Raw genomic sequence first — 26,550 nt, 5'->3', positions numbered from 1 at the left:
AGTTATCGATGGCAAGCCGGCTGCGGCACACTTCCATCATGGACACCACGACTCTGGGCCTGGACGGCCCGCGCGTCTCGCGCATCTGCCTGGGCACGATGACCTTCGGCGAGCAGGTCGGGCAAGCCGACGCCCACGCCATCCTCGACCGAGCCGTCGAACTCGGCATCGATTTCCTCGACGCCGCCGAGATGTACCCGGTGCCGGCGCGGCGCGAAACGCAGGGCGCGACCGAGACCATCATCGGCAACTGGCTGGCCGCGCGCCCCGGGCTGCGCCAGCGCCTCGTCGTCGCGAGCAAGGTCGCCGGGCCGTCGCGCAACATGGACTGGATCCGCGGCGGCGCGGCCGACCTGGCGCCGTCCGACATCGTCGGCGCCTGCGACGCCAGCCTGGCGCGGCTGCAGACGGACGTCATCGACCTCTACCAGATCCACTGGCCGAACCGCAACGCGCCGATGTTCGGCGGCCTGTACTTCGACCCGGCCAAGGACCGCGAGCAGACCGGCATCCGCGAGCAGCTGGACGCCCTTGCCGGCCTGGTCAAGGCCGGCAAGGTGCGGCACATCGGCCTGTCCAACGAGACGCCGTGGGGGCTGCTGGAGTTCGTGCGCCTGGCCGAGCAGCACGGCCTGCCGCGTGTCGTCAGCGTGCAGAACCCGTACGCGCTGGTGAACCGCTCGGTCGACAACGGCCTGGACGAGGCGCTGCACCGCAGCGGCGTCGGGCTGCTGGCGTATTCGCCGCTGGGTTTCGGCGCGCTCACCGGCAAGTACGACGCCAGCGGCTTCGATGCCGCGCCGGCGGCCACCGGGCGCCTGGCGCAGTTCGCCAGCATGCGGCTGCAGCGATGGGCGCGCGACGAGGCGCTGGCCGCGGCGCGCGAGTACAACGCGCTCGCCCGCCGCCACGGGCTGACGCCGGCGCAGCTGGCGCTGGCTTTCTGCTATCGCAACTGGCGTGTCGCCAGCACCATCATCGGCGTCACCAGCATCGCGCAGCTCGAGGAGGACGTGGCCGCCTGGGCCGTCCAGCTGACGCCCGAACTGCTGGCCGGGATCGACGCCATCCGCTGGCGCCACCGCGACCCCGCCCAGTGAAGACGAGACCATGGCGAAGAAGAACCACCACGTCAGCGAAACCCCGGCGACGCAGTTCCTGCGCCGCGCCGGCATCGAGTTCAGCGAACACGTCTACGACTACGTCGACCACGGCGGCACCGCCGAGTCGGCGCGCCAGCTCGGCGTGCCCGAGCACGAGGTCGTGAAAACGCTGGTGATGCAGGATGAACGCACCCAGCCGCTGGTGGTGCTGATGCACGGCGACCGCCAGGTCAGCACCAAGAACCTGGCGCGCGAGATCGGCGTGAAGTCGGTCGAACCGTGCAAGCCGGATGTCGCGCAGCGCCACAGCGGCTACCTCGTCGGCGGCACCTCGCCCTTCGGCACGAAGAAGGCCATGCCGGTCTACGTCGAGGCGAGCGTGCTCGAGCTGCCGCGCATCCTGATCAACGGCGGGCGCCGCGGGTTCCTGGTCGGCATCGACCCGCGCGTGCTGCCGCAGGCGGTGGGCGCGCAGGCAGTGAACTGCGCGCTCGCGGCCTGATCAGCCGCCCATCGCCGCCGCCAGCGCCTCGGGCGTCAGCGGCTTGAACAGCAGCGGGATGCCCTCGGGCAGCGGCCCGAAACGCTCGAGCGCGGGGCCGCTGTGGCTGGTGGCGAGCACGATGCGCATCTTCTGCGTCGCCGGGTTCTCGCGCAGCTTGCGGATCATCTGCAGGCCGTCGAGGCCGGGCAGGTCGATGTCCGTGATCAGCCAGTCGGGCACGTCGCGGCCGGCGTCCAGCAGCGCGGTGAAGCCGTCGCCGAAGACACGCAGGCGCGCCTGGGGCCGCAGGTCCAGCAGCTGGGATTCGATCAGCGCCGAGGTGACCGGGTCATCCTCGACGAGCATGATCGATTCGACACCGTCGGCCGCTTCGATGCGGGAGCGGCGCTCGGCCACCATGCGCTCGACGGCTTCGGCGTCGAGACGGCGGTGGCCGCCCATCGTCTTCCAGGCCGGCAGGTGGCCGGCGTCGACCCACTTCTGGATCGTCTGCGGAGAAACACCCAGGCGTTCCGCCGCTTGGGCTGTCGTGATTGTTTTTCGTTGCATGCAGCACTGCCGGGTTGTCGTCTGAAGGGCTCCCTGCCCCACCGACCTGCTCGACGGCGCGTCCCCCGGGGGGCGGCAGTCCCCAGCGCGCCGTCATTTCTTCGCAGGTCACGCGTGAATCATCTCACGAATGACCTGGACGGCCGGCGGTGCGGGTGTGCAGGTCCACTGCCACTGTAGCGGTGACGGCTGTCGTGTGGCTGTCTCCTTGGCGCCGGGGCCCCCCAGGCTCGGGTGCGGCCGCCCCTTACACTTGCGCCCCATGTTTTCGCTCCCTGCGGCGGCCGCGATCCTGGCTGCCTACCTGATCGGTTCCTTGTCTTTCGCCGTGCTCGTGAGCCGCAGCATGGGTCTGGCCGACCCGCGCAGCTACGGCTCGGGCAATCCCGGCGCAACCAACGTCCTGCGCTCGGGCAACAAGAAGGCGGCGCTGATGACGCTGCTCTTCGATGCGGCGAAGGGCTACGTGCCGGTGCTGCTGGTCGTGCTCTTCGGTGCGCGCTGGGGGCTGGACGCGACGGTCGCCGCCTTCGTCGGCCTGGCGGCCTTCGTCGGCCACCTGTGGCCGGTGTTCTTCCGCTTCCAGGGCGGCAAGGGTGTCGCGACCGCGGCCGGCGTGCTGCTTGGGCTCAACCCGCTGCTCGGTGTCGCGACGCTGGCCACCTGGCTGCTGGTCGCGGCTTTCTTCCGCTACTCGTCGCTGGCGTCGCTGGCGGCGGCGGCCTTCGCGCCGTTCTACCAGGCGCTGATCTGGGGCGTGGACCCGTCGCTGCTGGCCGTCGCCGGCATGAGCCTGCTGCTGGTCTGGCGCCACGAGGGCAACATCCGCAAGCTGCTCGCCGGGACCGAGTCGCGCATCGGCCACAAGGCCGCCGCGGCCAAGGGCCCGGCGCCGCATCCCCAGCCCCACCATCCTCACCACAAGAGCGGCCACGGCCGCAAGGGACACCGGAAATGATCCAGCGTTTCGACGTCGGCACGCGCCTGTCCGAGATGGCCGTTCACAACGGCGTCTGCTACCTCGCCGGCCAGGTGGCCGCCGACGACAGCCAGGACATCGCCGGCCAGACGCGCCAGGTGCTGGCCGCGATCGACGCCTTGCTCGCCCGCGCCGGCAGCGACAAGTCGCGCCTGCTGATGGTGCAGATCTTCATCGCCGACCTCGCCGACTTCCCGGCGATGAACGAGGTCTGGGAGGCCTGGCTTCCCGAGGGCGACGCGCCGCCGCGCGCCACGGTGCAGGCCGCGCTGGCGCGCCCGGGCTGGAAAGTCGAGATGGTGGTCACCGCGGCGCTGTGAGCCGGCAAAGATGCCGCTCACATCTGCTTGCAGATCATCATGAGGATTGCGACTTAAGCGTTTCGGCCTGAGGTCGTAGATCGGGGCATGAGCCCGATCAAGACCCCTCTTCACCTCGTCAGCCTCGCCTGCCTGCTCGCACTCGCCGCCTGCGGTGGTGGCTCCGGCAGCGACGACACCGCCGCTGCCACCGCCGACGAGACGGCCGCGGCCGATGTCGCTGACAGCGACCTGGCCAAGTCCTCGGCGCTGCTGGACACGCAGGCCGACGACGCGTCCTGGCTCGATGCCGAAGGCACGTCCACCACGTCCACCACGGCCACCGATGCCAGCGTCGACACGCTGACGGTCACGGCCGCGGCGACACGCAAGAAGACGACCCCGACCCCGACTCCGACTCCGGCGACGCCGACTCCGGTTACTGCGGTGCCGAGCGATGCCCAGCGCATCGCCGCCGCCAGCGCGACGGCGCTGAGCACCAGCAACGCCTGCGCTCAGGTCCGGCCCTTCTACTGGGAAGTGGGCAGCGCTGGCGGCAAGCTCGGCAGCGGCTCGGTCGCGAACTCGGGCTCGGCGGCGGTCAAGCCCTCGGCGCCGATCACCATCGCCTCGGCCTCCAAGTGGCTCTACGGCGCCTACGTCGCGCAAAGCCGCGCCGGCGTGCTCAGCAGCAGCGACCGCAAGTACCTCGCGATGGGCGCCGGCTACGTCTCGCTGTCCACCTGCAGCGGCACGACCAGCGTCGACAACTGCCTGAAGACCGGCAGCAACGGTGTCTACTCCTCGGGCTACGACGGCGTCTTCAAGTACGACGGCGGCCACATGGAAAAACACGCCAACCTGATGGGGCTGGGTGCGCTGTCGACCAAGGCACTGGCGACCGAGGTCAAGGCCAAGCTCGGCACCGACATCGCGCTGTCGTACTCGCAGCCGCTGCTGGCCGGCGGGGCGGTGATCTCGAGCGACGCCTTCACGCTCTTCCTGCGCAAGGTGCTCGCCGGCAAGCTGCAGATCGGCTCGCTGCTGGGCAGCGGCGCGGTCTGCACCAACCCGCTGACCTGCAGCACCGCCGCTTTCGCGCCGCTGCCGGCCAGCGAGAGCTGGCACTACTCGGTCGGGCACTGGGTTGAGGACGACCCCAAGGTCGGCGACGGCGCGTTCAGCAGCCCCGGTGCCTTCGGCTTCTATCCGTGGATCGACTCGAGCAAGACCTACTACGGCGTCGTCGCCCGCGTCGCGACCAACGGCGCGCTCGGTTCGGTCAACTGCGGCCGGCTGATCCGCTCGGCCTGGGCCAGCGGCGTCGCGAAGTAAGGCGCTTGCCGCCCGCGCGGCCCCGGCGACGGGGCCGTTGGCGTTTCTACAGCCCCAGGCGCGAGAGTTCGCCGCGGCCCTGGCGTAGCAGCACCGGCTCGTCGTCGGTCATGTCGAGCACGGTCGTCGGCTCCATCGGGCAGGCGCCGGCGTCGATGATGCCGGGCAGCAGCTTGCCGAAGCGCTCGAGGATCTCGTCGACGTCGTTCATCGGCAGCGTGTCGCCGGGCGCGATCAGCGTCGTCGCCAGCAGCGGCTCGCCGAACTGGGCCAGCAGGTCCTGCGTGACCTGGTGGTCGGGCACGCGCAGGCCTATCGTGCGCCGCGACGGGTGCGAGACGCGGCGCGGCACTTCCTTGGTCGCGTCGAGGATGAAGGTGTAGGGCCCGGGCGTGCCGAGCTTGAGCAGCCGGTACTGGCGGTTGTCGACGCGCGCGTAGTTCGCCAGCTCCGACAGGTCGCGGCACAGCAGCGTCAGCAAGTGCTTCTCGTCGATGCCGCGCAGCCGGCGCAGCTGCTCGGCGGCGGCCTTGTCGTCGAGCCGGCAGACGAGCGCGTAGCTCGAGTCGGTCGGAACGGCGAGCACGTCGCCGCCGCGCAGCAGGTCGGCGGCCTGCTTGAGCAGGCGCGGCTGCGGGTTCTGCGGGTGGACCTCGAAACGCAGCGACACCGGCTCTCCTTGTGTTCAGGCCACGGCGACGGGGATCTTGCCGATCTTCGCCTGCCACTCGCGCGGCCCGGTGACGTGGGCGCTGGTGCCGCCGGCGTCGACCGCCACCGTCACCGGCATGTCGACGACGTCGAACTCGTAGATCGCCTCCATGCCCAGGTCGGCGAAACCGACGACCTTGGCCGCCTTGATCGCCTTGGACACCAGGTAGGCGGCGCCGCCGACGGCCATCAGGTAGGCGCTGCGGTTGTCCTTGATCGCCTCGATCGCCGTCGGGCCGCGCTCGGCCTTGCCGACCATCGCGATCAGGCCGGTCTGCTCGAGCATCATGCGGGTGAACTTGTCCATGCGCGTGGCCGTCGTCGGGCCCGCCGGGCCGACGACTTCGTCGCGCACCGGGTCGACCGGGCCGACGTAGTAGATGACGCGGTTGGTGAAGTCCACCGGCAGCGGCTCGCCGCGCGCCAGCATGTCCTGGATGCGTTTGTGCGCGGCGTCGCGGCCGGTGAGCATGCGGCCGTTCAGCAGCAGCGTCTGCCCCGGCTTCCAGCTCGCCACCTGCTCCTTGGTCAGCGTGTTCAGGTCGATGCGCTGGCTCTTGTTGTAGTCGGGCGCCCAGTTCACGTCGGGCCACAGGTCCAGGCTGGGCGGCTCGAGGAAGGCCGGGCCCGAGCCGTCGAGCACGAAGTGCGCGTGGCGCGTCGCGGCGCAGTTGGGCACCATCGCGATCGGCTTGCTCGCGGCGTGCGTCGGCCAGGTCTTGATCTTGACGTCCAGCACCGTCGTCAGCCCGCCCAGGCCCTGCGCGCCTATGCCCAGCGCGTTGACCTTCTCGTAGAGCTCGATGCGCAGCTCTTCGAGCTTGTTGGCCGGGCCGCGCTGCAGCAGCTCGTACATGTCGATGTCGTCCATCAGCGACTCCTTGGCCAGCAGCGCCGCCTTCTCGACGGTGCCACCGACGCCGATGCCCAGCATGCCCGGCGGGCACCAGCCGGCGCCCATCGTCGGCACGGTCTTGAGCACCCAGTCGACGATCGAGTCGCTGGGGTTGAGCATGTAGACCTTGCTCTTGTTTTCGCTGCCGCCGCCCTTGGCCGCCACCGTCACCTCGAGCTTGTCGCCCGGCACCAGGTCCATGAAGACGACCGCCGGCGTGTTGTCGCGCGTGTTCCTGCGCTCGAAGATCGGGTCGGCCAGCACCGACGCGCGCAGCTTGTTGTCGGGGTTCAGGTAGCCGCGGCGCACGCCTTCGTCGACGGCGTCCTGGATCGAGCCGGTGAAGCCCTCCCAGCGCAGGTCCATGCCGATCTTCAGGAACACGTTGACGATGCCGGTGTCCTGGCAGATCGGGCGCTTGCCTTCGGCGCACAGGCGCGAGTTGGTGAGGATCTGGGCGATCGCGTCCTTGGCCGCCGGGCTCTGCTCGCGTTCGTAGGCACGCGCGAGGTGGGCGATGAAGTCGGCCGGGTGGTAGTAGCTGATGTACTGCAGCGCGGCGGCGACCGACTCGATCAGGTCGGCCTGGCGGATCGTCGTGGTCATGGGCGTGTCGTCCGGTGGGTCAGTCGTTGGCGTGCTGGGCGTGCACCATCACGCGGTCGGCGAGCGCGATCGCCAGCGCCGAGAACAGGAAGGCGATGTGGATCACCGTCTGCCACAGCAGCACGTGCTGCTCGTAGTTGGCGGCGTTGATGAAGGACTTCAGCAGGTGGATCGAGCTGATGCCGATGATCGCGGTGGCGAGCTTGACCTTCAGCACCGAGGCGTTCACGTGGCTCAGCCATTCCGGCTGGTCGGGGTGGCCTTCGAGGCCCAGGCGCGAGACGAAGGTCTCGTAGCCGCCGATGATCACCATGATCAGCAGGTTGCTGATCATCACGACGTCGATCAGCGCCAGCACGACCAGCATGATGATCGTCTCGTTGAGCCCGGTGATCTCGGCCTTGCTCTGGTAGCCGACGTTCTTCACCAGCAGTTCGAGCGCGTGCTGGTCGCCGAAGGCGGCCTCGATCAGGTGGACCAGTTCGACCCAGAAATTGAAGACGTAGACCGCCTGGGCGAGGATCAGCCCCAGGTACAGCGGCAGCTGCAGCCAGCGGCTGGAGAAGATCAGCGCAGACAGCGTCCCCAGCTTCGGGACCGCGCCGGTGGTTTCTGGCTTCATGAGAGGGGGGAAGGGCGCGAATGCGCGATGGCGTAAATTGTAGAACGTGGCTTGAGCGGGAGCAGACGCCCGCCGGGCCTGCCGTCCGGGGAGTAAGGGGTTCGTAAGAGCGTCCTTCTACTGTCCGCGCCATCGGTCGACTACGAACCGAGCCATCCAAGGAGACAAGCACATGTCGAGCCACGACGCTCCCACCGAGTACTCCCTTTATCCGCCGCCGGCCGACGCCGTCGCGCATGCGCATGTCTCCGGCCAGGCCGCCTACGACGCACTCTGCGCCGAGGCCGAGGCCGACTACGCCGGGTACTGGGCACGTCTGGCGCGCGAGCTGATCAGCTGGAAGACACCGTTCACGCAGGTGCTCGACGAGTCGAACGCGCCGTTCTTCAAGTGGTTCGCCGACGGTACGCTGAACGCCTCGTACAACTGCCTGGACCGCAACATCGAGCGCGGCCTGGGCGACAAGACGGCGATCATCTTCGAAGCCGACGGCGGCGAGGTGCGGCGCGTCAGCTACAAGGAGCTGCTGGCCATCGTCAACAAGATGGCCAACGGCCTGAAGTCGCTGGGCGTCCAGAAGGGCGACCGCGTCATCATCTACCTGTCGATGGGCATCGAGGGCGTGGCCGCGATGCAGGCCTGCGCGCGCATCGGCGCGACGCACTCGGTGGTCTTCGGCGGCTTCTCGGCGCAGTCCTTGCGCGACCGCATCGAGGACACCGGCGCGGTGGCCGTGATCACCGCCGACCAGCAGCAGCGCGGCGGCAAGGCGCTGCCGCTGAAGACCATCGTCGACGAAGCGATCGCGCTCGGCGGCTGCGGCAGCGTCAAGCACGTGCTGGTGCACAAGCGCACCGGCGCCGACATCCCGTTCGACGCCTCGCGCGATCTGTGGCTGGCCGACCTCGTGGCCGGCCAGAGCGAGGTCTGCGAGCCCGAGTGGGTCGAGGCCGAACACCCGCTGTTCCTGCTCTACACCAGCGGCTCCACCGGCAAGCCCAAGGGCGTGCAGCACAGCACCGGCGGCTACCTGCTGCACGCGGCGCTGACCACCAAGTGGACCTTCGACCTGAAGGACGACGACGTCTTCTGGTGCACCGCCGACATCGGCTGGGTCACCGGCCACACCTACATCACCTATGGCCCGCTGGCACTCGGCGGCACCGAGATCGTGTTCGAAGGCGTGCCGACCTTCCCCGACGCCGGCCGCTTCTGGAAGATGATCCAGGACCACAAGGTCAGCATCTTCTACACCGCGCCGACGGCGATCCGTTCGCTGATCAAGGCCGCCGAGGCGACCGAGTCGGTGCACCCGAAGAACTACGACCTGTCCTCGCTGCGCATCCTGGGTTCGGTCGGCGAGCCGATCAACCCTGCCGCCTGGGAGTGGTACCACAAACACGTCGGCGGCGGCCGCTGCCCGATCGTCGACACCTTCTGGCAGACGGAGACCGGCGGCCACATGATCACGCCGCTGCCGGGCGTGACGACGCTGGTGCCGGGCTCGTGCACGCTGCCCTTCCCGGGCATCCAGGCCGCCGTCGTCGACGAGACCGGCAAGGACGTGCCCTGGGGCCAGGGCGGCATCCTGGTCGTCAAGAAGCCGTGGCCGAGCATGATCCGCACGATCTGGGGCGACCCGGAGCGCTTCAAGAAGAGCTACTACCCGGCCGACTTCCACGGCAAGTACTACCTGGCGGGCGACGGCGCGATCCGTGACCCGAAGACCGGCTACTTCACGATCACCGGCCGCATCGACGACGTGCTCAACGTCTCGGGGCACCGCATGGGCACGATGGAGATCGAGTCGGCGCTGGTCAGCCACACCGAGCTGGTGGCCGAAGCCGCGGTCGTCGGCCGTCCGGACGACACCACCGGCGAGGCGATCTGCGCCTTCGTCGTGTTGAAGCGCCCGCGCCCGACCGGCGACGAAGCCAAGAAGCTGGCGGCCGAGCTGCGCAACTGGGTGGCCAAGGAGATCGGCCCGATCGCCAAGCCCAAGGACATCCGCTTCGGCGAGAACCTGCCGAAGACGCGCTCGGGCAAGATCATGCGCCGCCTGCTGCGCTCGATCGCCCGCGGCGAGGCCATCACCCAGGACACCTCGACCTTGGAGAACCCGGCGATTCTCGACCAGTTGTCGCAGACGAACTGATCGAGACCGCGCGCGAGCGCGGCGGCGCGCCAGCGCCGTCGACGGGTTTGGGGAACGCTCATGTCGCGCAGCGACGTGAGCGGTCACCAGAATCCCGCGATCCTGGATCACTTGTCGCAGACGAACTGATCGAGACGGCGCGCGGTCAAAGGGGCTCCTCGGAGCCCCTTTTCCATTTCGCGCTCAGCGTAGCGACAGCACCCAGGCGGCCAGCCGCCTGGCTTCGTCGGGCGTGACCTTGGGGTTGGCCGGCATCGGCACCGGCCCCCAGACGTTGACGCTGCCTTGGCGGATCGCGAGCGCCAGCCGCGGCGCCGCGTCCTTCTGCCCGGCATAACGCGCCGCGATCACCTGGAACGGCGGGCCGACGCGCTTTTGCACGATGTCGTGGCAGCCCATGCAGATGCGCTGGCGCGCCAGCTCGGTGTCGGCCGCCGCCGGCAGCGCTGCCGACAGCACGATTGCACAAAGCGTCGTCGCAACGGCTCTCATCGGGGCTGGCCTTAGGCTACAGTGAACAAAACGATGGTAGCGGGTCGCCGGAGAGCGAAAGCATGTGGTTTCTGATCGTCGGGCTGGTGCTGCTGGGGCTGTATCTGGCCGGGATCGAGCCTGTCGCGAGCTGGCACTGGCTGTGGATCGCGCTGCCGTTCGGCGCCGCCGCCGCCTGGTGGACTTTTGCCGACAGCTCCGGGCTGACACGCCGGCGCGCCGAGAAGAAAATCGAAGATCGCAAGCGCGCCCGGCGCCAGCGCGACATCGACGCGCTCGGGCTCAACCCGCAGCAGCAAAAACGGGTGCACGAACTGCACAAGAGCGACCCGGGCAGCGCCAAGGAGCGCGGCCCGCGCTGAACAGTTGATGAGGGGCGAACGGCCGTCACGCGTGTGACGGTATCCGCAGGAGGCGAGGGCCGGTGCAGCAGTGCCGGCCCTCGACCTTCGTTCCGCTTGCCCCGTTTCGATCGCAGCTCCTGTCGTTGCCGGCCTCGAGGCCGTGCCGGGCCCCGCCGCGGCCACGATCGGCCCACCGCTGGGCCCATGCGGGGCGGGGCGTCGGGCGGCGGCGGCACAATCGCCGCTCCCGCCCGCAGCAGAACAACGAAAGGCCGCCCCCGATGCTGGTGCATCCGCAATTCGACCCGATCGCGGTCGCGCTCGGACCGATTCAGATCCACTGGTACGGGCTGACCTATCTGGTCGCCTTCGGCCTGTTCCTGCTGCTGGCGCGGCTGCGTGCGGCGCAGCCGCAGTTCGTGCAGGCCGGCTGGACGCGCCAGGACGTCGAGGACCTGCTGTTTTTCGGCGTCGTCGGCGTCATCGTCGGCGGCCGCCTGGGCTACGCGCTCTTCTACAAACCGGGCGACTACCTCGCCCATCCGCTGGAGATCCTGCAGGTGTGGAAGGGCGGCATGTCTTTCCACGGCGGGCTGCTGGGCGTGCTCGCGGCGATGGCCTTCTTCGCGCGGCGCAAGGGCCGGCCCTTTCTGCAGGTGACCGACCTGGTCGCGCCCTGCGTGCCCACGGGGCTGGCGAGCGGGCGCATCGGCAACTTCATCAACGGCGAGCTCTGGGGCCGCGCGGCCGACCCCTCGCTGCCCTGGGCGATGGTGTTCCCGCAGAGCGGCAGCCTGACGCCGCGGCACCCGTCGCAGCTCTACCAGTTCGCGCTGGAGGGGCTGCTGCTCTTCGTCGTGCTGTGGCTGTATTCGCGTCATCCGCGGCCGACGGGGCGTGTCTCGGGCGCCTTCCTGATCGGCTACGGCACGCTGCGTTTTGCCGCCGAGTACTTCCGCGAGCCCGACAGCTTCCTCGGCCTGCTGGCGCTGAACATGAGCATGGGCCAGTGGCTGTGCGTGCCGATGGTGCTGGCCGGCATCGGGCTGTGGCTGTGGTCCGGGCGCCGGGTAGCATCGGCGCGATGAGACAGATCTTCCTCGACACCGAAACCACCGGCCTGTCGGCCGCCGACGGCGACCGCCTGGTCGAGATCGGCTGCATCGAGATGCTGAACCGGCGCCTGTCCGGCCGGCATCTGCACCACTACCTGAACCCGCAGCGCTCCAGCCACCCGGATGCCGTGCGCGTGCACGGGCTGACCGACGAGTTCCTGGCCGACAAGCCGCTGTTCGCCGCCGTCGTCGACGAGTTCCTCGAGTTCGTCGCCGACGCCGAACTGATCGCCCACAACGCCTCATTCGACGTCGGCTTCATCGACGCCGAACTGGCCCGCCTGGGCAAGCCGCCCCTGGCGGCGCACGGCTGCACGATCACCGACAGCCTGCTGATGGCGCGCGAGCAGTTCCCGGGCAAGGCGAACTCGCTGGACGCGCTGTGCAAGCGGCTGGAGGTGGACAACAGCAACCGCGCGCTGCACGGCGCGCTGCTCGACGCCGGGCTGCTGGCCGAGGTCTACATCCGCATGACGCGGGGCCAGGACTCCCTGGTCATCGAAGTCTCGGAAGAGGGCGGCTCGACGCTGGAAGTGGCCGCCATCGACCTGGCTGGCTTCGAGTTGCCGGTGATCGCGGCGAGCGCCGACGAGCAGGCCGCGCACGAGGCCGTGCTGGCCGATCTCGACAAAGCGAGCAAAGGCCGCACCATTTGGCGCGAAGTCATGGCATAATGCGAGGCTCACCGGCGCTGACGGTTTTTTGCAAACCTTCAGGCCAGCCGGGCGGTTAGCTCAGCGGTAGAGCACTGCCTTCACACGGCAGGGGTCGCAGGTTCGAACCCTGCACCGCCCACCAAGAACATCAGCTGTATCAACGACTTGCGCCACCTTCGGGTGGCGTTTTCGTTTGTGCCCGGCGTGGGCGCGATCTTCGGGGTGCGAGTCCCGGCCGGGCTGGCCGCGGCGAGCCAAGCGAAGCGCATCTGCCAACACGTCAGTTCCGAGGTGCTGACCGGCCGCCAGGCTCAGCCCGCGCCGCCGCGCGCCAGCCGGGCCGCCAGCTTCATCAGGGTGGGCACGCGCCGCCGGCCGTGCATCGTGCGCACGCGCACCTTCGCCGCTCCCAGATCGATGCCGATGCAGGTGACGATCAGCGGCCGCGCCTCTTCGTCGCGCCACACTTCGAACTGCGCCGGCAGGTTTGGCATTGCGCGCGTCGAAATGCCGACGACGGCGCTGCGTCCGCCGAGCGCGTCGAACAGCTGGCGGCCCCATGCCGGCGTCTCCGCCGCGTCAAGGTGTACCGGACCGTCGATGACAATGAGTTCGGGTTCCAGCGCGTGCTCGCGCAGCAGCTGCAACACGCCAGCCAGTTCGGCTGCACCCCGCGGGCTGCGCACCGGCGGGTCGACCGGGGCGACGCGTGACGTGAAGGTGCGGGACGCTTCGGCCGCATCCCATTCGTCGAAGGCCACAGCGCAGACGATGGCGCCGCCGTCGAGGTCGTGCTGGCCGACGACGAGCTTCATGGTGAAACGTGCGTCGACATGGCGGCGTCCGGAATGGTGTGGCAGCCATCGTAGCGCAAGGCCCCGTGACGCGGCCTCCGGCCGGTCCGGCGTGGTGAACGGCGCGCACCACCCGAGCATCGCCGCCTGTCGCTGCTGGATGTGCCTGCGCTGGTCGGGTGGGCTGTTCCCGTGTTTCGAGGCCGAAGCGTCCGCCGTCACGGTGCATGGCGACGTCACGCGCTATCCCGAGTCGACGTTCGCCCCGCGCGTGCCTGCCGTCCGTGCTGCGGCTCGCGCCTGTGGTTCAGCGACGCCGAGGAAGGCGGCGAGCCAAGCCGCTACGAGCTGGTGCCCGGCCTGTTTGACGCGGACCGGAGCTGGCCGCTGCGGTCCGAGATCTACGTCGACCGTGCGGTGACCTCGGTGCCGCCGCAAGGCGGACACTGTCGCAAGACTCGGGCCGAGTACGAGGTCTGAAGAGTTCTCGCGCCACGTCGCCTGCGGCCGAATGGGGCCAGTGGAGTCCGGGTTGTTAATCTCGGGCAGGCGCTGCCGGATAATCGGTGTAGCCTTCCTTGCCTGCGCCATAGAACGTGCTCGGCGCGTCAGGCGTGCTGATCGGAATATCGTCTCGGAAGCGTTCAACGAGATCGGGGTTGGCAATAAACGGGGTGCCAAACGCAACCATCTCGGCACCGCCGCGCGCCAGCAGGGCATTGGCCGATACCTTGTCGAACCCCGTGTTCGCCATAATAGCGGTCGACGTCATGGGGCGAAATGTTTCTACCACATGCTCAATCTGAACGCCCCGCGCAACATCAGCCGCACTGGGCTCGCGCAGGCAGAGGTAGCCAATATTGAGCTTGTCCAGCGCGCGAACGACGTAGCCAAACGTCTCCAGCTTGTTGCTGTCGTCGATGCCGGACAGCCAGCTTGAGGGGGACAGCCGGACGCCAACGCGGTCGGCGCTCCAGGCCTGAATCATGGCCTCGGTTGTTTCGATCATCAAGCGCGCTCGGTTTTCAACGGAGCCGCCGTAACGATCAGTGCGCTGGTTGCTGCCATCTTGCAGGAACTGATCTTGCAGGTAGCCGTTGGCGCCGTGCAATTCGACGCCGTCGAATCCAGCCGCGCGGGCGTTCTTCGTGGCGCGCGCAAAATCCGCAATGATGTTGGGAATTTCATCGGTGCGCAGTTCGCGCGGCACCGGTAAGGCAACGCGCCCACTGGGCAGATAAAATTCGCCCGTCGCAGCGATGGGCGACGGCCCGACCGGCTGCTCGCCGTTTCGTATGGCCGGGTGCGCTGCTCGCCCGCAATGCCAGATCTGGCAGTAGATGTGCCCGCCGGCTGCGTGTACCGCATCGGTAATCCGGCGCCATGCTGCGATCTGGTCAGCACGGTGAATGCCCGGCGCACGGATGATGCCATGCCCCTGATCTGATACCTGAGTGCATTCGGTGATAATCAGGCCAGCGGATGCGCGTTGGACATAGTAGTCGACCATCATGTCGGTCGGTACGCCATCTTCGGTGGCCCGTGTGCGCGTCATCGGTGCCATCACGATCCTGTTGGAGAGCAGGATGCCCTTTAGGTTATAGCTGTCGAACAGGTTGCTCATGGGGTATTTCGGTTGCTGCTTGTATGGCTCAATTGGGTATTGCTGCGCCAGCCACGAAGGCGTCTCCGGATTTGGCGAAGATGTTCAAGGTCCAGCGCCTGGAATCACCATGCCCGGTGCATGAATGCGGGGCAGCCAGGCAGATAATTTGCTGCTTCGGCATACTTCGCGCAACGGTTCGCTACGCGTTTGGCGCCGCCCCGGATAAATTCGATGAGCTCGTCGTGAGTGAAGACTCTTTCGTGAACGGGTGAGATCTTGGATACCGTCAGGCCATACTTTTCGATATTGTCCTGATAGCTGTCCGCCCAGAACTGCCAGTCTTCGGCGGCAGTGCCAATATCACCTTCGATCATGACGTGGCTTTTCGGGTCGTAGGCAAAGATTGCATCCGTCATGTGGTTGTTGCCGACAACACGATAGAGCTCGAGTTGGTACGCGCTGTCGCTAAGGGTGAGATGTTCATCGACACCCACGAACTTGAAGGTTCCCCCTGCCGGCAGAGCATCCGGCACGCCAGGTGCCTTGCGGCTTGCCAGCTCGCGAAGAATCGCCTCGTTATTGCGCTGCGAGATCACGCGCAAGCCAGCCGCAACAGCAACGCGGAAGCCGCCTGTGTGATCAAAGTGGTGGTGCGAGACAATCAATTCAGTGACCGGCTTGCCGGGTTTGATTGTTCTGGCCAGCTGCAGCGTCGCCTGGGCTAGTGCCTGATTGCCATACAGCTCAAAGAGCGTCATGTGGTCGGCGAATTCCAAAACAGTCGTGCCGCTGCTGATGCGCCACACACGATCTGCCACCTTCTCAACGCTGAGTGTTGGCGCCAAGGCATCAGGCAATGCCGCGCTCCGCACACTCTCCGGCGCAGCCAGCGGATCGATTTCGCCGTTGATGATGTAGCCATCCACATACAGGTTGCGATAGACCGTATTGCGCCAGTTAAGCGTGGTTTTCGCGGCCAACGGCAGGAGTAGCGTATTGACCGGCGTGTAGCCTGTGAAGGTCGTTGTATAGGTGACTTTCCCCAAATTCGACTGGATCGTGGTCCATTGAATGTGGTGGGGAAGCCCGCTGGTCCTGTCGACGGCAAGCGTCAGTCGGCCTGCCTTTTCCTCAAGGTCAATGAGTTCATGGCGTCCGGCTATTCGATAATTCGAGGCCTTGACGGCCCCGGTCAAAGCGGCGCGCAGCGCACTGAGCGGATTCGTCAGCGACCACATTCTGCGGTCATACGCGCCATCGGTTTCAAGCGGCCCGGGCGTGCTATAGCCCACACGGAATGCCTTGCCATCCTCGGTCAGGTTGTAGGCAATATCGCCATCAACGATCCGGTTGTCGAGATAATAGGCATGCCCAAACGCCGCCGCGAAGGGAAAGAGAAAGTTGCTGCGATATTTTGTCTGATAGCGCTTGTTGTCAAAGTCCCATGAATACGAGAGGGCATTGTTTGCCTGCCACTTTAGGGGTGCGTCCAGGTCTGCGGTAATGGTGCCGCCAGTGCCCCACATGTACGCTGTCAGGGCATAACCTTTCAACTGCAGAGTATGAACATTGCGAATATTTTCCGCCCCGCCCAATGCCGTTGCCGCCCGGTTGACGAGTGCCTGGGCTGCGGTCTCTGTACGCTCCGCAAATGATTGCGATGGCATCACGGCGACGAAGGCGGTGGCGGCAATTGCCAAATTCAGCGACTTTGTCTTCATGGGGTCTGCCTTTGCTCGATGAATATTGGGTGTCTGGGGTTGCATGGAACAACGGATGCTCGCCTCGACAGTCTTGTGTCTGATTTTGAATGACCCGTCGACCGCGCTTGCCGCCTGAAATCCGATTGCGGCGGCGTATTTCAGGCAGAGACTGCGCAGCGATGGCGCGGCGGGCGCGATGGTACGCAAAAGTGAGCCTTGGACTGTGTATAATGCAATTGGGAAACCGATCGGTATCCGTGTATTGGAACCGAAGCGTTTCCTAATGTCAACCCCTTCTTGCGGGCAAAGTACACATGGAAGCAAAGAAGCGTGGGCCTGGCCGTCCACAGGCGATATCTGCGAAGGACCGCCGTGCAAAAATTCTCGAGACCGCAGGGGGGCTCTTTATCGAAGACGGCTACGGCTCGACCAACATGGAGAAGATCGCGCTGCGCTGCGGCATGTCGAAGAAGACCCTCTACCAGGCGTTTGATAGCAAGGAAGCGCTCCTCGCTGCCCTGGTGTGTGATGTTCAGCGTCATGAGGATGAGCCACTGGTGGCTTCGGCCGCCACAGACTCTGCTGAGAGCCTGTACGACGCATTGCTGAAGCTCGCGGGCTGGGTCTTGGCGCCACGTCAGATCGGACTGACTCGCCTCGTGATTGCTGAATCGCTTGCCGTGCCCGAACTTGCCAGGCAGTTCCGGGAGGAAGCCATTGAACGTGGTCGACGTTTGATTCGCGACAGCATCGGCCGCTCGATCGGCAAACACCAAGGCGGCGATGACCTCGAGTTGATCGCCTCGATTACATTCGGTGCCGCGATTGCCGATCTTCAACTCAGGGCTCTGGTCGGTGAGGACATCTCGGCGCATCAAGAACGAAACAGTCTTGCGGCACGAATCCGTTACGTTGTCGAGCTGGTTTCAAAGTCATAGGTGAATGTGCATTGGCTCGGTTCAGGAAGCTGATTTAACAGTCGGCTGAACGCTGGAGCTACTGACGATGCCGTGTGCGCAGTGGATGCGCGCGGCGGTGGGCGGGTTCATCGAGCGCAGTTCCGGCATCAAACTGTCGATGCGCGGCGTGGTCGTGCGGCTCGGGCGTTGGGGCTGCACGCTGCAAATGCCGACGAAGAAGGCCTGCGAGCAGTCGCCTGCGGCGTCCAAGAAGTGGCTCGGGCACGGCTCGTGGATCAATTCCACAGAGACGAGATCGTGCGGGATGCGCTGGAAGATCTTTGGCGGCGCACTCGCCGCCGCCAACTGATCGACTGCGTGCGACGGCTCGTGCGCGGCGACAAGACGAAGGTCTTCCTCGTGCCGGACAACCGCGCCTGCACGTGCAGCGGTGGCCCGAGTGTGCTCGACAGTGATTCGAGCACGAGCCAATCCGCTACGCGGCTTGATTCAAGTTGGTACCCGATCGATGAGCAATCTCTTGTCGAGCAGTGCGCATGAGTGAGCCGCCGCTCAATTCCGGAAAGCGCCGCTCATGGCGAGCAATGTTGAATGGCGGCGTTGGTCGATAGCAGACCGTCCAGCGGCGGCGGATGAACAGCCGAGATCGGCCCCACGCCACGGTGCTCGAGCCGGCTGCCGTCGCCATCGGCCGCCGCCCGCTGCCCCATGCGCTGACACAGCGGCTCGGCAGCGCCCGCCCTACGGCCGCACCAGCCGCTCCAGCAAGTCGACGGTGGGATAACCGTCCGCCGGCAGCCCCAGGCTGCGCTGGTACTGGCGAATGCCGTCGCGCGTGGCGGGCCCCAGCGTCCCGTCGGGCGCGCCGCTCGCGAAACCGCGTTCATTCAGCGCCTGCTGCAGCGTCAGCAACTGGCTGCGCGACAACGCCCTCAGGTCGCGCGGCCAGGGCGATTGCACGCCGGTGCCGCCGGCAATCGCGTCCGACAGCAGGCCGACAGCGAGCGCGTAGCTGGTGGAGTTGTTGTAGCGAAGGATGGCGCGGAAGTTGGCCCCGACCAGGAAGGCCGGGCCGCGCGCTCCCGCCGGCAGCAACACCGCGGCGTCGCTCAGCTCGGGCAGCGCGGCGCCCGTTGCCAGCAGCACGCCCTCGGCCGCCCAGGCGGCGCTGGGCTGGCGCAGGCCGGCGTCTGCGCGGCCGTGGTCGAAGCCCGGCGGCAGCCTGACCTCGACGCCCCAGGGCTGGCCGCGCAACCAGCCGGCCTGCGCCATGAAGTTGGCGGTGGAGGCCATCACGTCGGCCATGCTGCCCCAGATGTCGCGCCGGCCGTCGCCATCGGCGTCGACCGCGTAGGCCAGGAAAGCCGAAGGCAGGAACTGCGTCTGGCCCATGGCGCCGGCCCAGGAGCCGAGCATGTGCGCGCGGGCTATGTCGCCGCTTTGCAGGATCTTCAGCGCCGCCAGCAGTTGCCCGCGCGCCCAGGCTTCGCGCCGCCCCTCGAAACCCAGGGTGGCGAGCGCGTCGATGACAGAGGTGTTGCCGTAGTTGGCGCCATAAGCGCTCTCCAGGCCCCAGATGGCCACCAGCACCGACGCGGGCACGCCATGACGCGCGGCGGCGGCCCCGGCCTCGGCGCTGAACTCCGCCAGCTTCTGGCGGCCGCGCGCCACACGCTGATCCGACACCGCGCGCTCGAGGTAGTCCCACACCGTCTGCGTGAACTCGGGCTGGCGCCGGTCCAGGTCGACTACGCGCGGCATCAAGCGCACGTCGTCGAAGGCGGCGTGCAGCGTCTCTTCGCCAATGCCCGCCTCGCGCGCCGTCGCGGCGAAGGCCTCGACCCAGCGTGCGAAGTCCTGCTCAGGCTGTTCTGGCCGTCCGGGCGGGCGGATTTCTTCAGCGGCGGCGGTCGTGGCGGCGGGCGCAGCCGGCCCGGCGGGCGGAACCGTTGCGCAGCCCGCCACCACGGCCAGCACGATGGCGGCGCAGGCGAAGGACCGGCCGCGTGCCGACGAAAACGAGGGTTGGTGCATGCTCCTGATTGTCCCCACGGGGCCGGGCGCCGCTCGTGCCCGCTCTGCCACCGCCTGAAAGGAGGGCGAACCATGTCAATCCAGCTGACGACCGGGCCGGCTCCGCGCAGCTGCGGCGCGGACCCGGCCATGAGGTGGCGGTCTGCAGCCGCGCGCTGCGTCGCGCTGCCGGCGCGGCGTGGCTGAAGGCCGGGTGCCCGCGCCAGCCCGGAAAGCCGCGTCGCGGCCCCGGCAGCGTCATCACCACCATGTCTACGTCGTCAAGCTGGACGACCGCGTGTGGAACGAGGCCCGCTTCCGCAAGGCCAACCCCGAGCACCAGCTGGGCAGGCCCTTCGTCTACGTCGGCATGACCGGGCTCGACCCTGACCTGCGTTTCGACAAACACAAGGCGGGCATCCAGGCGAACCGCTTCGTCTTCGAGTACGGCCTGTGCCTGCTGCCGGCGCTCTACGAGGTCTACAACCCGATGCCTTACCAGGCCGCCCGCGAAATGGAGGTGGAGCTGGCCATCGCGCTGCGCGAGGTGGGTTATGGCGTCTGGCAGGCCTGAGGCGCGGTTCATCAAGCCGATGCCGCCGCGTGCGATCGGGCAGCACCGATCGTGCACCCCGCATCGCGACGGCCGCTGACGCAGCGCCGGTCAGCGCTCGGCCACGCCTTCGGCCGCAACCGGGCCCGTCGCGGTTTCGGGCCGCGGCGCGGCCCAGACGCTGGGCGACGGCCCGTGCCGCACGCGCCGCGCCGTCGCGCGCGCCATCCACGCCAGCAGCGCCGCGGCGACCGCGGCCGTCAGGTCCACGGCCAGTGCCGCGCCCGACGCCGACGCCCACGGGCCAGCATCCGGCGCCAGCACGCCCAGCAGCGAACTGGCCGGTATCGCCGCGGTCAGCGCCGCCGCAGCCCACAGCAGCTGCACCGAGGCGCGCGCGCTGCCGCGCCAGAAGGCCCAGCCGATCGCGGCGAAGAACACCGCGTAATACAGCCAGCGGTGGCCGGCGCCGACGTCGTCGACCAGCGCGGGCAGCCACTTGGCCGCGGCGACGGTCGCCGATATCCCGCAGACGCTGCCCAGGCACACGCCGATGGTGCCGGCGGCCATCCAGCGCGTGCGCCGCGGCGGCTCGGCGCCGCGTTTGCGCCGGCTCTCGATCCACAGCAGGTTGCCGCTGTAGAACAGCCAGGCGCCCGCCAGCCCGAGCACGAAGTACATCCACTTCACCGGGTCGCCAGCGAACGAGGCCATGTGCAGCGCGAAGAAGCTGCTGATGACGACGTTGGGCGTCGACTGCTGGCCGGGCAGCGAGTCGTGGTTGACGACGCGTGCGCTGTACGGGTCGACGACGACGAAGCCGCCACGCGCGCGCGGCGCCACCGCATGCTCGTCCTGGCCCCAGACGCGCACCGCGGCGCGTGGGCCGGTGGCCTGCACGTACTGCATCGCGGTCGGCTCGAAGCTGGGCGCGATGGCGCGCACCGCGGCCAGCAGCTCGGCCGGCGGGCGCATCGCCGCCGGGTCGCGCGGCGCCGCGCCGGCAGTCGCGGCCGGGCGCTGGAAGGCGCTGGCGAGCCGGCCTTCATGCAGCAGCCGGTCCTGCAGCCCGTAGATGCCGTCGTGGAAGGCGAAGACCACCGCGGTCAGCGCCATCACGACGTGGAAAGGCAGGCTGACGAGGCCCACGACGTTGTGCGCGTCCAGCCACATGCGCTTGAGGTTGGGCCCCACGCGCAGCGCGAAGAAGTCCTTCACCAGCGAGGGCAGCAGCACGATGACGCCGGACACCAGCGCCAGCGCGTACAGCGCCGAGATCACGCCCATCACCCAGCGGTTGGGGTCGTTGTCCACCGGCAGGCCGACGACGCGGTGCAGCACGTCGATGAAGTCGCCGAGCTGTGTCGGCGCCGCCGGCTGGGCGCGGGCGCGGCCCTCGGCGTCCAGCGTGGCGACGAAGTGGCGCACATGGCGGGCGTCGTGGTCGTCGGCCTCGGGGTCACGGACCTGCCAGCTCAGCCGGCCGGGCACGTTCTCGGCGTCGTGCAGGTGCAGCGTGAAGTCGCGTGCCGCAGCGGGCTCGGCCTGCAGCGTGCGCACGATCAGCGCCTGGGCCTGCTCCAGCGGCAGTGCGGCCTGCTGGGCCGGCGGGCTGGCCCAGCGTTCCAGCGGCTCCTTGAAGACGGTGAGGGCGCCGGCGTAGAAGGCGATGAACAGCGCCATGCCGGAGACGATGCCGGTCCAGGTGTGGACCGACTTGTAGATGCGCAGGACGTCGGCACGCATGGCAGCACTCAGGAAACAAATGAGCGCAGCAGCGCCCAGGCGCCGAAGACGACGAGGTTGGCCAGGCCGAGGCCCCGCCACGCCCGCCAGCCGTCGGCGAAGAAGAAGCAGCCCGACAGCGTGCCGAGCCAGATCGGCGCCACCATCCACATCGCGAGCTGGGCGCGCACGGCCAGCGGCAGGCCGGTCGCCAGCACGCTGAAGACGGCGCTGCAGCCCAGGCCCAGCGTCAGCCCGAGCAGGCTGCCGGCCAGCGTCTTGGCCAGCCAGTCGCGGCGGATCGCTTCAGCGCGCGCCATCGTCGGCTCCCCTGAGCACCGTGAGCAGCGCGCCCGCATAAGGCAGCAGCGCCAGCGTCAGCATCAGCGCGGTGGCGAAGCAGAAAGCTGCGGCCAGCGGCTGCAGGCCCTGGCCGAACAGCGCGACGGCCGTGGCCCACAGCAGCCCGGCGGCGGCGCGTGCCGGCCGTGCCGGCCAGGCGCGCGCGCGCCAGCGCTGGTGCGGCGAGGCCAGGTACAGGCAGGCGCTGCCGGCCAGCGTCGAGAGAAGGCCGAGGAGCGTGAAGCTCATGAGGGGTCCTTGTCGCGCCCGGCGGCCGCCGGCGCTTCGGGTTGATCGAGGAAGAACTGCATCCCGCGCGACAGCGCCGGCAGCCAGACCCAGCCGTGGTTCTCGCCTGCGAACTCGTGGAAGGCGACGCGTTCGTGCCAGGCCGGCTGGGCCTGCAGCCGCGCGGCGAGTGCACGCGCCTCGCTGACCATCGGCCGCTGCGCGAGCATCGCCAGCGTCTGCGGCGGCAGCCGCCCGGGCGGTGGCTCGTCCTCCAGCGCGCCGACGCTGATCTGCAGCCGCGGCACCGCCGCCGGCGGCAGCGCCAGTGCACGGTCCAGGCCGTCGAGCACACGCCGGCCGTTCCACCAGATCGACGGGCTGGACGCGACATAGGTCGAGAAGCTCGCCGGCCGCGTGAGCGCCGCATGCAGCACCAGCAGGCCGCCGAAGGAGTGGCCGAACAGCGCCTGGCGGCTGGCGTCGAGCCGGTAGCGCGCAGCCAGACGGGGTCTGAGCTCGCGTTCGACGAAGTCCAGGAAACGCTCGGCGCCGCCCTCCTGGCCTTCTTCGCCCGGCGCGCTGACGCCGACGGTGTAATCGCGCCGCCGCGCCGACACGTCGAAGTCGGCCTCGCCCGGATAGCCGACGCCGACGACCAGCACCGGCGGGTGGCCGGTGCGCTCACGCCGCGAGGCCACCGAACGCGCCAGGAAGGCCGCCACCGGGAAGGCGGCGTTGCCGTCGAGCACGACCAGCATCGGGTAGCCCGCCGCCGGCGGCGGCGCGTCGGGCTCCGAGACGAAGATGCGGTAGCGCTGCCCGGTCGCCTGTGACGTGATGTCGAACTGGCGCGCGCCGGGCAGTTGCACCGGCGCGTCGGCCGCCGGCGCGGCGCCGGCGGCCAGGGCCAGTGCCAGGCCGGCGAGCGCGCGCCTCAACGTCGTCGCGCGCACGGCGCTCAGAAGTCCACCGTCACCGAGGCCGCGACACTGCGCTTGGGGCCCAGCGTGGCGATCGGCGTGCTGTCGCTGAAGCTGCCCGCGTAGTAGTGGCGGTCGAACAGGTTGTTGACGCCCAGGCGCCACTGCGTCTGCCGCCCCATCAGCTCGGTGGCGTAGCGCGCGCCGACGTCGATCTGGCTCCAGCCGGGGATCTGCTGGGTGTTGGCCGCATCCAGGTACTGCTTGCCGGTCGCGCTGAGGCGGGTGCTCAGCGTCAGGCCCTGCAGCCAGGGCGTGTCCCATTCGGCGCCCAGGTTGCCCTGCCAGCGCGGCGCGCCGACGGCGTCGTTGCCGTCGTCCTGGCCGTAAGCGGTCTTGGTGAGCTTGCCCTGGTTGTAGCTGATGCCGCCGAGCACGCGCACGCCCCGCACCAGTTCGCCGAAGCTGCTCCACTCGACGCCGCGCACGCGTTTCTCGCCGTCGTCGCTGTAGGTCGGGTTGTCGGAGTCGCCGGTGGTCACCAGCACCGGCTTGCCGATCTCGAACAGGCTCACGGTGTTGGTGAAGCTGCCCGTCGTCCACTTCACGCCGAGCTCCTTCTGCTCGGTCTTGTACGGCGCGAAAGTCTTCTCGACGCCGTTGTTGAGGGCCGCGCTGACGGTGTCGCCCTTGCTCAGCCCCTGCACGTAGTTGGCGTACAGCGAGACGTCCTTGCCCCAGGGCTTGGCGACGACCGCGACGGCCGGCGTCAGCGCGCTCTCGTCGTAGTGCGCCGTCACCGCGCCGGCGGTGCTGAAGCTCTTCGTCTCCACGCCCTGGTGGCGCGCGCCCAGCGTCAAGCGCAGGCGGTCGTCCAGGAAGGACAGGGTGTCGACCAGCGCCAGGCTCTTCAGCGTGGTCTCGCCGGTCTTGGGCGCCGTGCCCGGCACGGCCACCATCGTCGGCGTCACCGGGTCGTAGATGTTGGAGCTGAAGCTGCCCATGTTGACCGCCGAGCCTTCCTCCTGCTTCAGCCGCGTGGCGTGCAGCACCAGTTCGTGTTTGACGCCGGCCGTGGCGAAGCGCCCGCGCAGCCCGGCCTCGGCCGAGCTCGCGTCGCTGTAACCGCGCTGGCCGACCATGCGGCCGGTGTAGTTGCCGTCGGCGTCGATCTGGCGCGCGTGCGTGCCGTTGATGAAGCCGGCGTAGTCGTGGTCGCGCTTGCCGATGCCGGCGAAGGCGTCGAGCTGGGTGTTGATCGCGTACTCGGCGCGGGCGATGACGGCCTTGCTCTCGAGCTCGCCCCAGCCGTTGCGGAACTGGTTGGTGCTCGGGTCCGGCGCGCCCGGGATGTCGGTCGTGGCGAACCAGTACATCGCCGGCGTGCCGCCGTCGAACTTCTCGGTGCTGGTGTAGGCGTCCAGCGTGGCGGTCAGCGCCTCGCCGCGGTAGTCCAGCGCGGCCGACAGGAACTCGCGCTTCTTGCTCTGCTCGTCCAGCGTCGTGTCGCCGTCGGCGTAGGCGGTGTTGACGCGCAGCCCCCACTGCTTCTGGTCGCCGAAACGCCGGCCCAGGTCGAGCGCGAGCTCGGCCTGCGACTCCGACTGCAGGCCGAAGGTGACGCGGGTCAGCGGATCGTCGCCGGCGCGCTTGGGCACCAGGTTGACGACGCCGCCGACGCCGCCGCCCGGCGGCATGCCGCTGAACAGCGCGCTCGGGCCCTTCAGCAGCTCGACACGCTCCAGATACTCCACCGGCGAGTGGCCGACCGGTGCCAGGCCGTACAGGCCTTCGATCGCCAGGTCGCCGGCGTTGACGTCGAAGCCGCGCACGCGGAAGTTTTCGTAGGCGTGGCCGGCCGAGGTCGTGAAGCGTGTCGCCGGGTCGTTGACCAGCACCTCGGCCACGGTGCGCGCCTGCTGCTGCGCGATCAGCTCGGCGGTGTAGGCGACGGTGCTGAACGGCGTGTCCATCACCGACAGGTTGCCGAGTGCACCGACGCGTGCGCCGCGCGCCACCTGGCCGCCGGCGTGCGCCGCCGGCAGATCGCCAGGGAGCGCACCGGCGCTGGCCTTGACCGCCGGCAGCGCCTGCTCGCGCGACGCGTCGGCCGGCTTGACGACGACGCGCTGGCCGTCGACGGTGGCGGCCAGGCCGCTGCCGGCGAGCAGCCGGTCCAGCGCCTGCGCGGGCGTCAGGCGGCCGGAGACGGCCGGCGCGGTCTTGCCGGCGACGGCTTCGGCCGCGAAGCTCAGCTGCAGGTCGGCGCGGCGGGCCAGTTCGTTGAGGGCCTGGCCCAGCGGCTGCGCCGGCAGATCCAGCGTCAGCGGCGCGGCCGCGGTGGTGCTGGCCTGGGCCTGCACGGGCAGGGTGGTCGCCAGGTTCAGGACGACGGCAGCAGCCGCCAGGGCCAGGGGGGCAGGGGTGAATCGCGCTCGGCGCATCGCAACAGTCCTCGGTCGGTTCTCGATCGCGGGACACCCGGTGGCCGCCCCGCTCCTGCCGATGCAGACGCACGGCAGCACCCAACCCTCACGTCGCGAATGAGAATTTTTCGCGTTATTTCGCGTGACCCGCCGGCGGCGGCCGCGCGACGATCTCGAGCACGCCGTCGCGCAGCTGCAGCCGCACCGGCAGCAGTTCGGGCAGCGTCGCGGCGAAGTGCTGCGCGTCGCCGACACGCCAGCTGCCACCGACCGGCAGCGCGCCGACCGCCGGGTCGCGCACGACGACGCCGGTGCGGCCGTAGCGCTCGAACTCCGCCAGCGCCTGGGCCAGCGGCACGCCTTCGAAGGCGATGCGGCCTTCGCGCCAGGCGGCCGCACCCGCGCTGCGCAGCGGGTGCACCGGGCCCGGGGCGCCGTCGGCCAACGAGCTCAACATCTGGCCGGCGTGCAGTTCCACGGTGGCGGTCTGCCCGGCGCCGTCAGCGGCCTGCGGCGCGACACGCACCCGGCCTTCTTCGACCTCGACCACGGTGCGCCCGGCGTCCAGGCCCTCGCGCGTGTGGCGCACCGAGAAGCGTGTGCCGGTGACGACCACGTCCAGCGTGCCGGCGATCACATGGAACGGGCGCTGGGCGTCGGCGTGCACGGCGAAGGACGCGCGGCCCTCGTGCAGCCGCAGTTCGCGCCGGTCGCGGTACAGGCGCACGTCCAGCCGCGTCGCGGTGTCCAGGCGCACGCGGCTGCCGTCGGCGGCGGCGTCGGGCAGCGTCACGGCGAGCTGCTGGCCGCGCTGCGTGGCGTAGTGCTGCTCGAAACGCGGCTGCATCGACCACCGGTCCCAGGCCGTCCAGCCCACGCCCAGCGCGGCCAGCGCGAGCACCGCGCCCAGCGTGCGCTGCACGCGCCAGGCCGCGCGCGGCCTGGCGCGTG

27 protein-coding genes and 1 tRNA gene are annotated in these 26,550 nt (G+C 68.9%); 13 read left to right on the top strand and 15 right to left on the bottom strand.

The genetic code is table 11. The annotated features are described in order from the left end of the window. The first annotated feature begins 38 nt into the window (after nucleotides 1-38). Together CKO43_RS13645 and ybaK are read left to right on the top strand one after the other, a co-directional pair. Nucleotides 39-1,100 carry an aldo/keto reductase gene (locus CKO43_RS13645; RefSeq protein WP_200378983.1) on the top strand — a complete coding sequence of 354 codons (1,062 nt, stop codon included), beginning with the start codon at nucleotides 39-41 and terminating at the stop codon, nucleotides 1,098-1,100. Nucleotides 1,101-1,110: 10 nt separating this feature from the next. After that, a complete protein-coding gene (gene ybaK, locus CKO43_RS13640) occupies nucleotides 1,111-1,605 on the top strand; it encodes a Cys-tRNA(Pro) deacylase (RefSeq protein ID WP_200230526.1) in 495 nt (164 codons plus the stop codon). On the opposite strand, the gene CKO43_RS13635 is transcribed toward ybaK, so the two are convergent. Next, nucleotides 1,606-2,157, bottom strand: a complete 552-nt coding sequence (locus CKO43_RS13635) for an excisionase family DNA-binding protein (protein ID WP_200230529.1) — start codon at nucleotides 2,155-2,157, stop codon at nucleotides 1,606-1,608. 262 nt (nucleotides 2,158-2,419) lie between these two features. Here CKO43_RS13635 and plsY point away from each other — a divergent pair, with 262 nt between their 5' ends. The 3 genes from plsY to CKO43_RS13620 all read left to right on the top strand — a co-directional run bounded on the left by plsY (nucleotide 2,420) and on the right by CKO43_RS13620 (nucleotide 4,770). Next, complete coding sequence (gene plsY, locus CKO43_RS13630; RefSeq protein WP_200378982.1) at nucleotides 2,420-3,115, top strand: glycerol-3-phosphate 1-O-acyltransferase PlsY; 696 nt, start codon at nucleotides 2,420-2,422, stop codon at nucleotides 3,113-3,115. Further along, entirely contained in the window at nucleotides 3,112-3,456 is a 345-nt protein-coding gene (locus CKO43_RS13625; protein ID WP_200230536.1) for a RidA family protein, read from the top strand. The genes plsY and CKO43_RS13625 overlap by 4 nt, the downstream gene beginning before the upstream one ends. 87 nt (nucleotides 3,457-3,543) lie before the next feature. Then, nucleotides 3,544-4,770, top strand: coding sequence for a hypothetical protein (locus CKO43_RS13620; RefSeq protein ID WP_200378981.1), 1,227 nt, complete (start codon nucleotides 3,544-3,546; stop codon nucleotides 4,768-4,770). A 46-nt stretch (nucleotides 4,771-4,816) separates the two neighbouring features. Here CKO43_RS13620 and CKO43_RS13615 read toward each other — a convergent pair whose 3' ends face one another. From CKO43_RS13615 to CKO43_RS13605, 3 genes are read right to left on the bottom strand one after another with little or no spacing between them, the layout of a single operon-like run. Next, the gene (locus CKO43_RS13615) at nucleotides 4,817-5,440 is read right to left on the bottom strand and encodes an L-threonylcarbamoyladenylate synthase (protein WP_200378980.1); all 624 of its coding nucleotides are present in this window, start codon (nucleotides 5,438-5,440) and stop codon (nucleotides 4,817-4,819) included. A gap of 15 nt (nucleotides 5,441-5,455) precedes the next feature. Further along, a complete protein-coding gene (locus tag CKO43_RS13610; RefSeq protein ID WP_200230542.1) occupies nucleotides 5,456-6,982 on the bottom strand; it encodes a fumarate hydratase in 1,527 nt (508 codons plus the stop codon). Between the two features lie 19 nt (nucleotides 6,983-7,001). Continuing rightward, nucleotides 7,002-7,604 (bottom strand): YqhA family protein, encoded by a 603-nt coding sequence (locus CKO43_RS13605; protein ID WP_200230543.1) that lies wholly within the window; start codon nucleotides 7,602-7,604, stop codon nucleotides 7,002-7,004. A 172-nt stretch (nucleotides 7,605-7,776) separates the two neighbouring features. Here CKO43_RS13605 and acs point away from each other — a divergent pair, with 172 nt between their 5' ends. Next, a complete protein-coding gene (acs, locus tag CKO43_RS13600) occupies nucleotides 7,777-9,759 on the top strand; it encodes an acetate--CoA ligase (protein ID WP_200230544.1) in 1,983 nt (660 codons plus the stop codon). Between the two features lie 183 nt (nucleotides 9,760-9,942). Here acs and CKO43_RS13595 read toward each other — a convergent pair whose 3' ends face one another. Further along, on the bottom strand, nucleotides 9,943-10,251 hold the full coding sequence (locus tag CKO43_RS13595; RefSeq protein WP_200230545.1) for a c-type cytochrome: 309 nt from the start codon (nucleotides 10,249-10,251) through the stop codon (nucleotides 9,943-9,945). A 62-nt stretch (nucleotides 10,252-10,313) separates the two neighbouring features. On the opposite strand from CKO43_RS13595, the gene CKO43_RS13590 reads away from it, so the two are divergent. The 4 genes from CKO43_RS13590 to CKO43_RS13575 all read left to right on the top strand — a co-directional run bounded on the left by CKO43_RS13590 (nucleotide 10,314) and on the right by CKO43_RS13575 (nucleotide 12,508). After that, a complete protein-coding gene (locus CKO43_RS13590; protein WP_200230546.1) occupies nucleotides 10,314-10,613 on the top strand; it encodes a TIGR04438 family Trp-rich protein in 300 nt (99 codons plus the stop codon). Between the two features lie 263 nt (nucleotides 10,614-10,876). After that, nucleotides 10,877-11,683: a prolipoprotein diacylglyceryl transferase gene (gene lgt, locus CKO43_RS13585; protein WP_200378979.1), complete on the top strand. Its 807-nt coding sequence runs from the start codon at nucleotides 10,877-10,879 to the stop codon at nucleotides 11,681-11,683. After that, on the top strand, nucleotides 11,680-12,384 hold the full coding sequence (dnaQ, locus tag CKO43_RS13580; protein WP_200378978.1) for a DNA polymerase III subunit epsilon: 705 nt from the start codon (nucleotides 11,680-11,682) through the stop codon (nucleotides 12,382-12,384). The genes lgt and dnaQ overlap by 4 nt, the downstream gene beginning before the upstream one ends. Nucleotides 12,385-12,433: 49 nt before the next feature. Next, nucleotides 12,434-12,508: transfer RNA gene (locus CKO43_RS13575), tRNA-Val, on the top strand. A gap of 169 nt (nucleotides 12,509-12,677) precedes the next feature. Here the strand turns inward: CKO43_RS13575 and CKO43_RS13570 are convergent. The 3 genes from CKO43_RS13570 to CKO43_RS13560 form a co-directional block, all read right to left on the bottom strand. Continuing rightward, nucleotides 12,678-13,181 (bottom strand): endonuclease V, encoded by a 504-nt coding sequence (locus CKO43_RS13570; protein WP_200230552.1) that lies wholly within the window; start codon nucleotides 13,179-13,181, stop codon nucleotides 12,678-12,680. Between the two features lie 514 nt (nucleotides 13,182-13,695). Further along, a complete protein-coding gene (locus CKO43_RS13565; RefSeq protein WP_200378977.1) occupies nucleotides 13,696-14,784 on the bottom strand; it encodes an alkene reductase in 1,089 nt (362 codons plus the stop codon). Between the two features lie 104 nt (nucleotides 14,785-14,888). Beyond that, on the bottom strand, nucleotides 14,889-16,676 hold the full coding sequence (locus tag CKO43_RS13560; protein ID WP_200378976.1) for an MBL fold metallo-hydrolase: 1,788 nt from the start codon (nucleotides 16,674-16,676) through the stop codon (nucleotides 14,889-14,891). 107 nt (nucleotides 16,677-16,783) lie between these two features. On the opposite strand from CKO43_RS13560, the gene CKO43_RS13555 reads away from it, so the two are divergent. Continuing rightward, nucleotides 16,784-17,407: a TetR/AcrR family transcriptional regulator gene (locus CKO43_RS13555; RefSeq protein WP_200378975.1), complete on the top strand. Its 624-nt coding sequence runs from the start codon at nucleotides 16,784-16,786 to the stop codon at nucleotides 17,405-17,407. 67 nt (nucleotides 17,408-17,474) lie between these two features. Then, on the top strand, nucleotides 17,475-17,738 hold the full coding sequence (locus tag CKO43_RS13550; RefSeq protein WP_200378974.1) for a helix-turn-helix domain-containing protein: 264 nt from the start codon (nucleotides 17,475-17,477) through the stop codon (nucleotides 17,736-17,738). A 392-nt stretch (nucleotides 17,739-18,130) separates the two neighbouring features. On the opposite strand, the gene CKO43_RS13545 is transcribed toward CKO43_RS13550, so the two are convergent. Further along, nucleotides 18,131-19,423, bottom strand: a complete 1,293-nt coding sequence (locus CKO43_RS13545) for a lytic murein transglycosylase (RefSeq protein ID WP_200378973.1) — start codon at nucleotides 19,421-19,423, stop codon at nucleotides 18,131-18,133. A gap of 193 nt (nucleotides 19,424-19,616) precedes the next feature. Here CKO43_RS13545 and CKO43_RS13540 point away from each other — a divergent pair, with 193 nt between their 5' ends. Then, nucleotides 19,617-19,976, top strand: coding sequence for a hypothetical protein (locus CKO43_RS13540; RefSeq protein ID WP_200378972.1), 360 nt, complete (start codon nucleotides 19,617-19,619; stop codon nucleotides 19,974-19,976). A 90-nt stretch (nucleotides 19,977-20,066) separates the two neighbouring features. On the opposite strand, the gene CKO43_RS13535 is transcribed toward CKO43_RS13540, so the two are convergent. The 6 genes from CKO43_RS13535 to CKO43_RS13510 form a co-directional block, all read right to left on the bottom strand. Then, nucleotides 20,067-21,701, bottom strand: a complete 1,635-nt coding sequence (locus CKO43_RS13535) for a PepSY-associated TM helix domain-containing protein (RefSeq protein WP_200378971.1) — start codon at nucleotides 21,699-21,701, stop codon at nucleotides 20,067-20,069. Between the two features lie 8 nt (nucleotides 21,702-21,709). Beyond that, entirely contained in the window at nucleotides 21,710-22,000 is a 291-nt protein-coding gene (locus CKO43_RS13530) for a hypothetical protein (protein WP_200378970.1), read from the bottom strand. Further along, complete coding sequence (locus tag CKO43_RS13525) at nucleotides 21,987-22,271, bottom strand: hypothetical protein (protein WP_200378969.1); 285 nt, start codon at nucleotides 22,269-22,271, stop codon at nucleotides 21,987-21,989. Before CKO43_RS13525 ends, CKO43_RS13530 begins: the two co-directional genes overlap by 14 nt. Continuing rightward, nucleotides 22,268-23,206 (bottom strand): alpha/beta hydrolase-fold protein, encoded by a 939-nt coding sequence (locus CKO43_RS13520; protein WP_200378968.1) that lies wholly within the window; start codon nucleotides 23,204-23,206, stop codon nucleotides 22,268-22,270. The genes CKO43_RS13525 and CKO43_RS13520 overlap by 4 nt, the downstream gene beginning before the upstream one ends. Nucleotides 23,207-23,211: 5 nt before the next feature. Beyond that, entirely contained in the window at nucleotides 23,212-25,617 is a 2,406-nt protein-coding gene (locus CKO43_RS13515) for a TonB-dependent receptor (protein WP_200378967.1), read from the bottom strand. Between the two features lie 115 nt (nucleotides 25,618-25,732). Next, nucleotides 25,733-26,550: FecR family protein (locus CKO43_RS13510; protein ID WP_242481166.1), on the bottom strand; the 818-nt coding region annotated here is incomplete at its 5' end.

The sequence above is a fragment of the Rubrivivax gelatinosus genome (genome assembly GCF_016583785.1).
GTDB lineage: Bacteria > Pseudomonadota > Gammaproteobacteria > Burkholderiales > Burkholderiaceae_C > Rubrivivax > Rubrivivax gelatinosus_B.
Note: the sequence above shows the minus strand (reverse complement) of the source record. Positions and strands in the feature narration are given on the sequence as shown.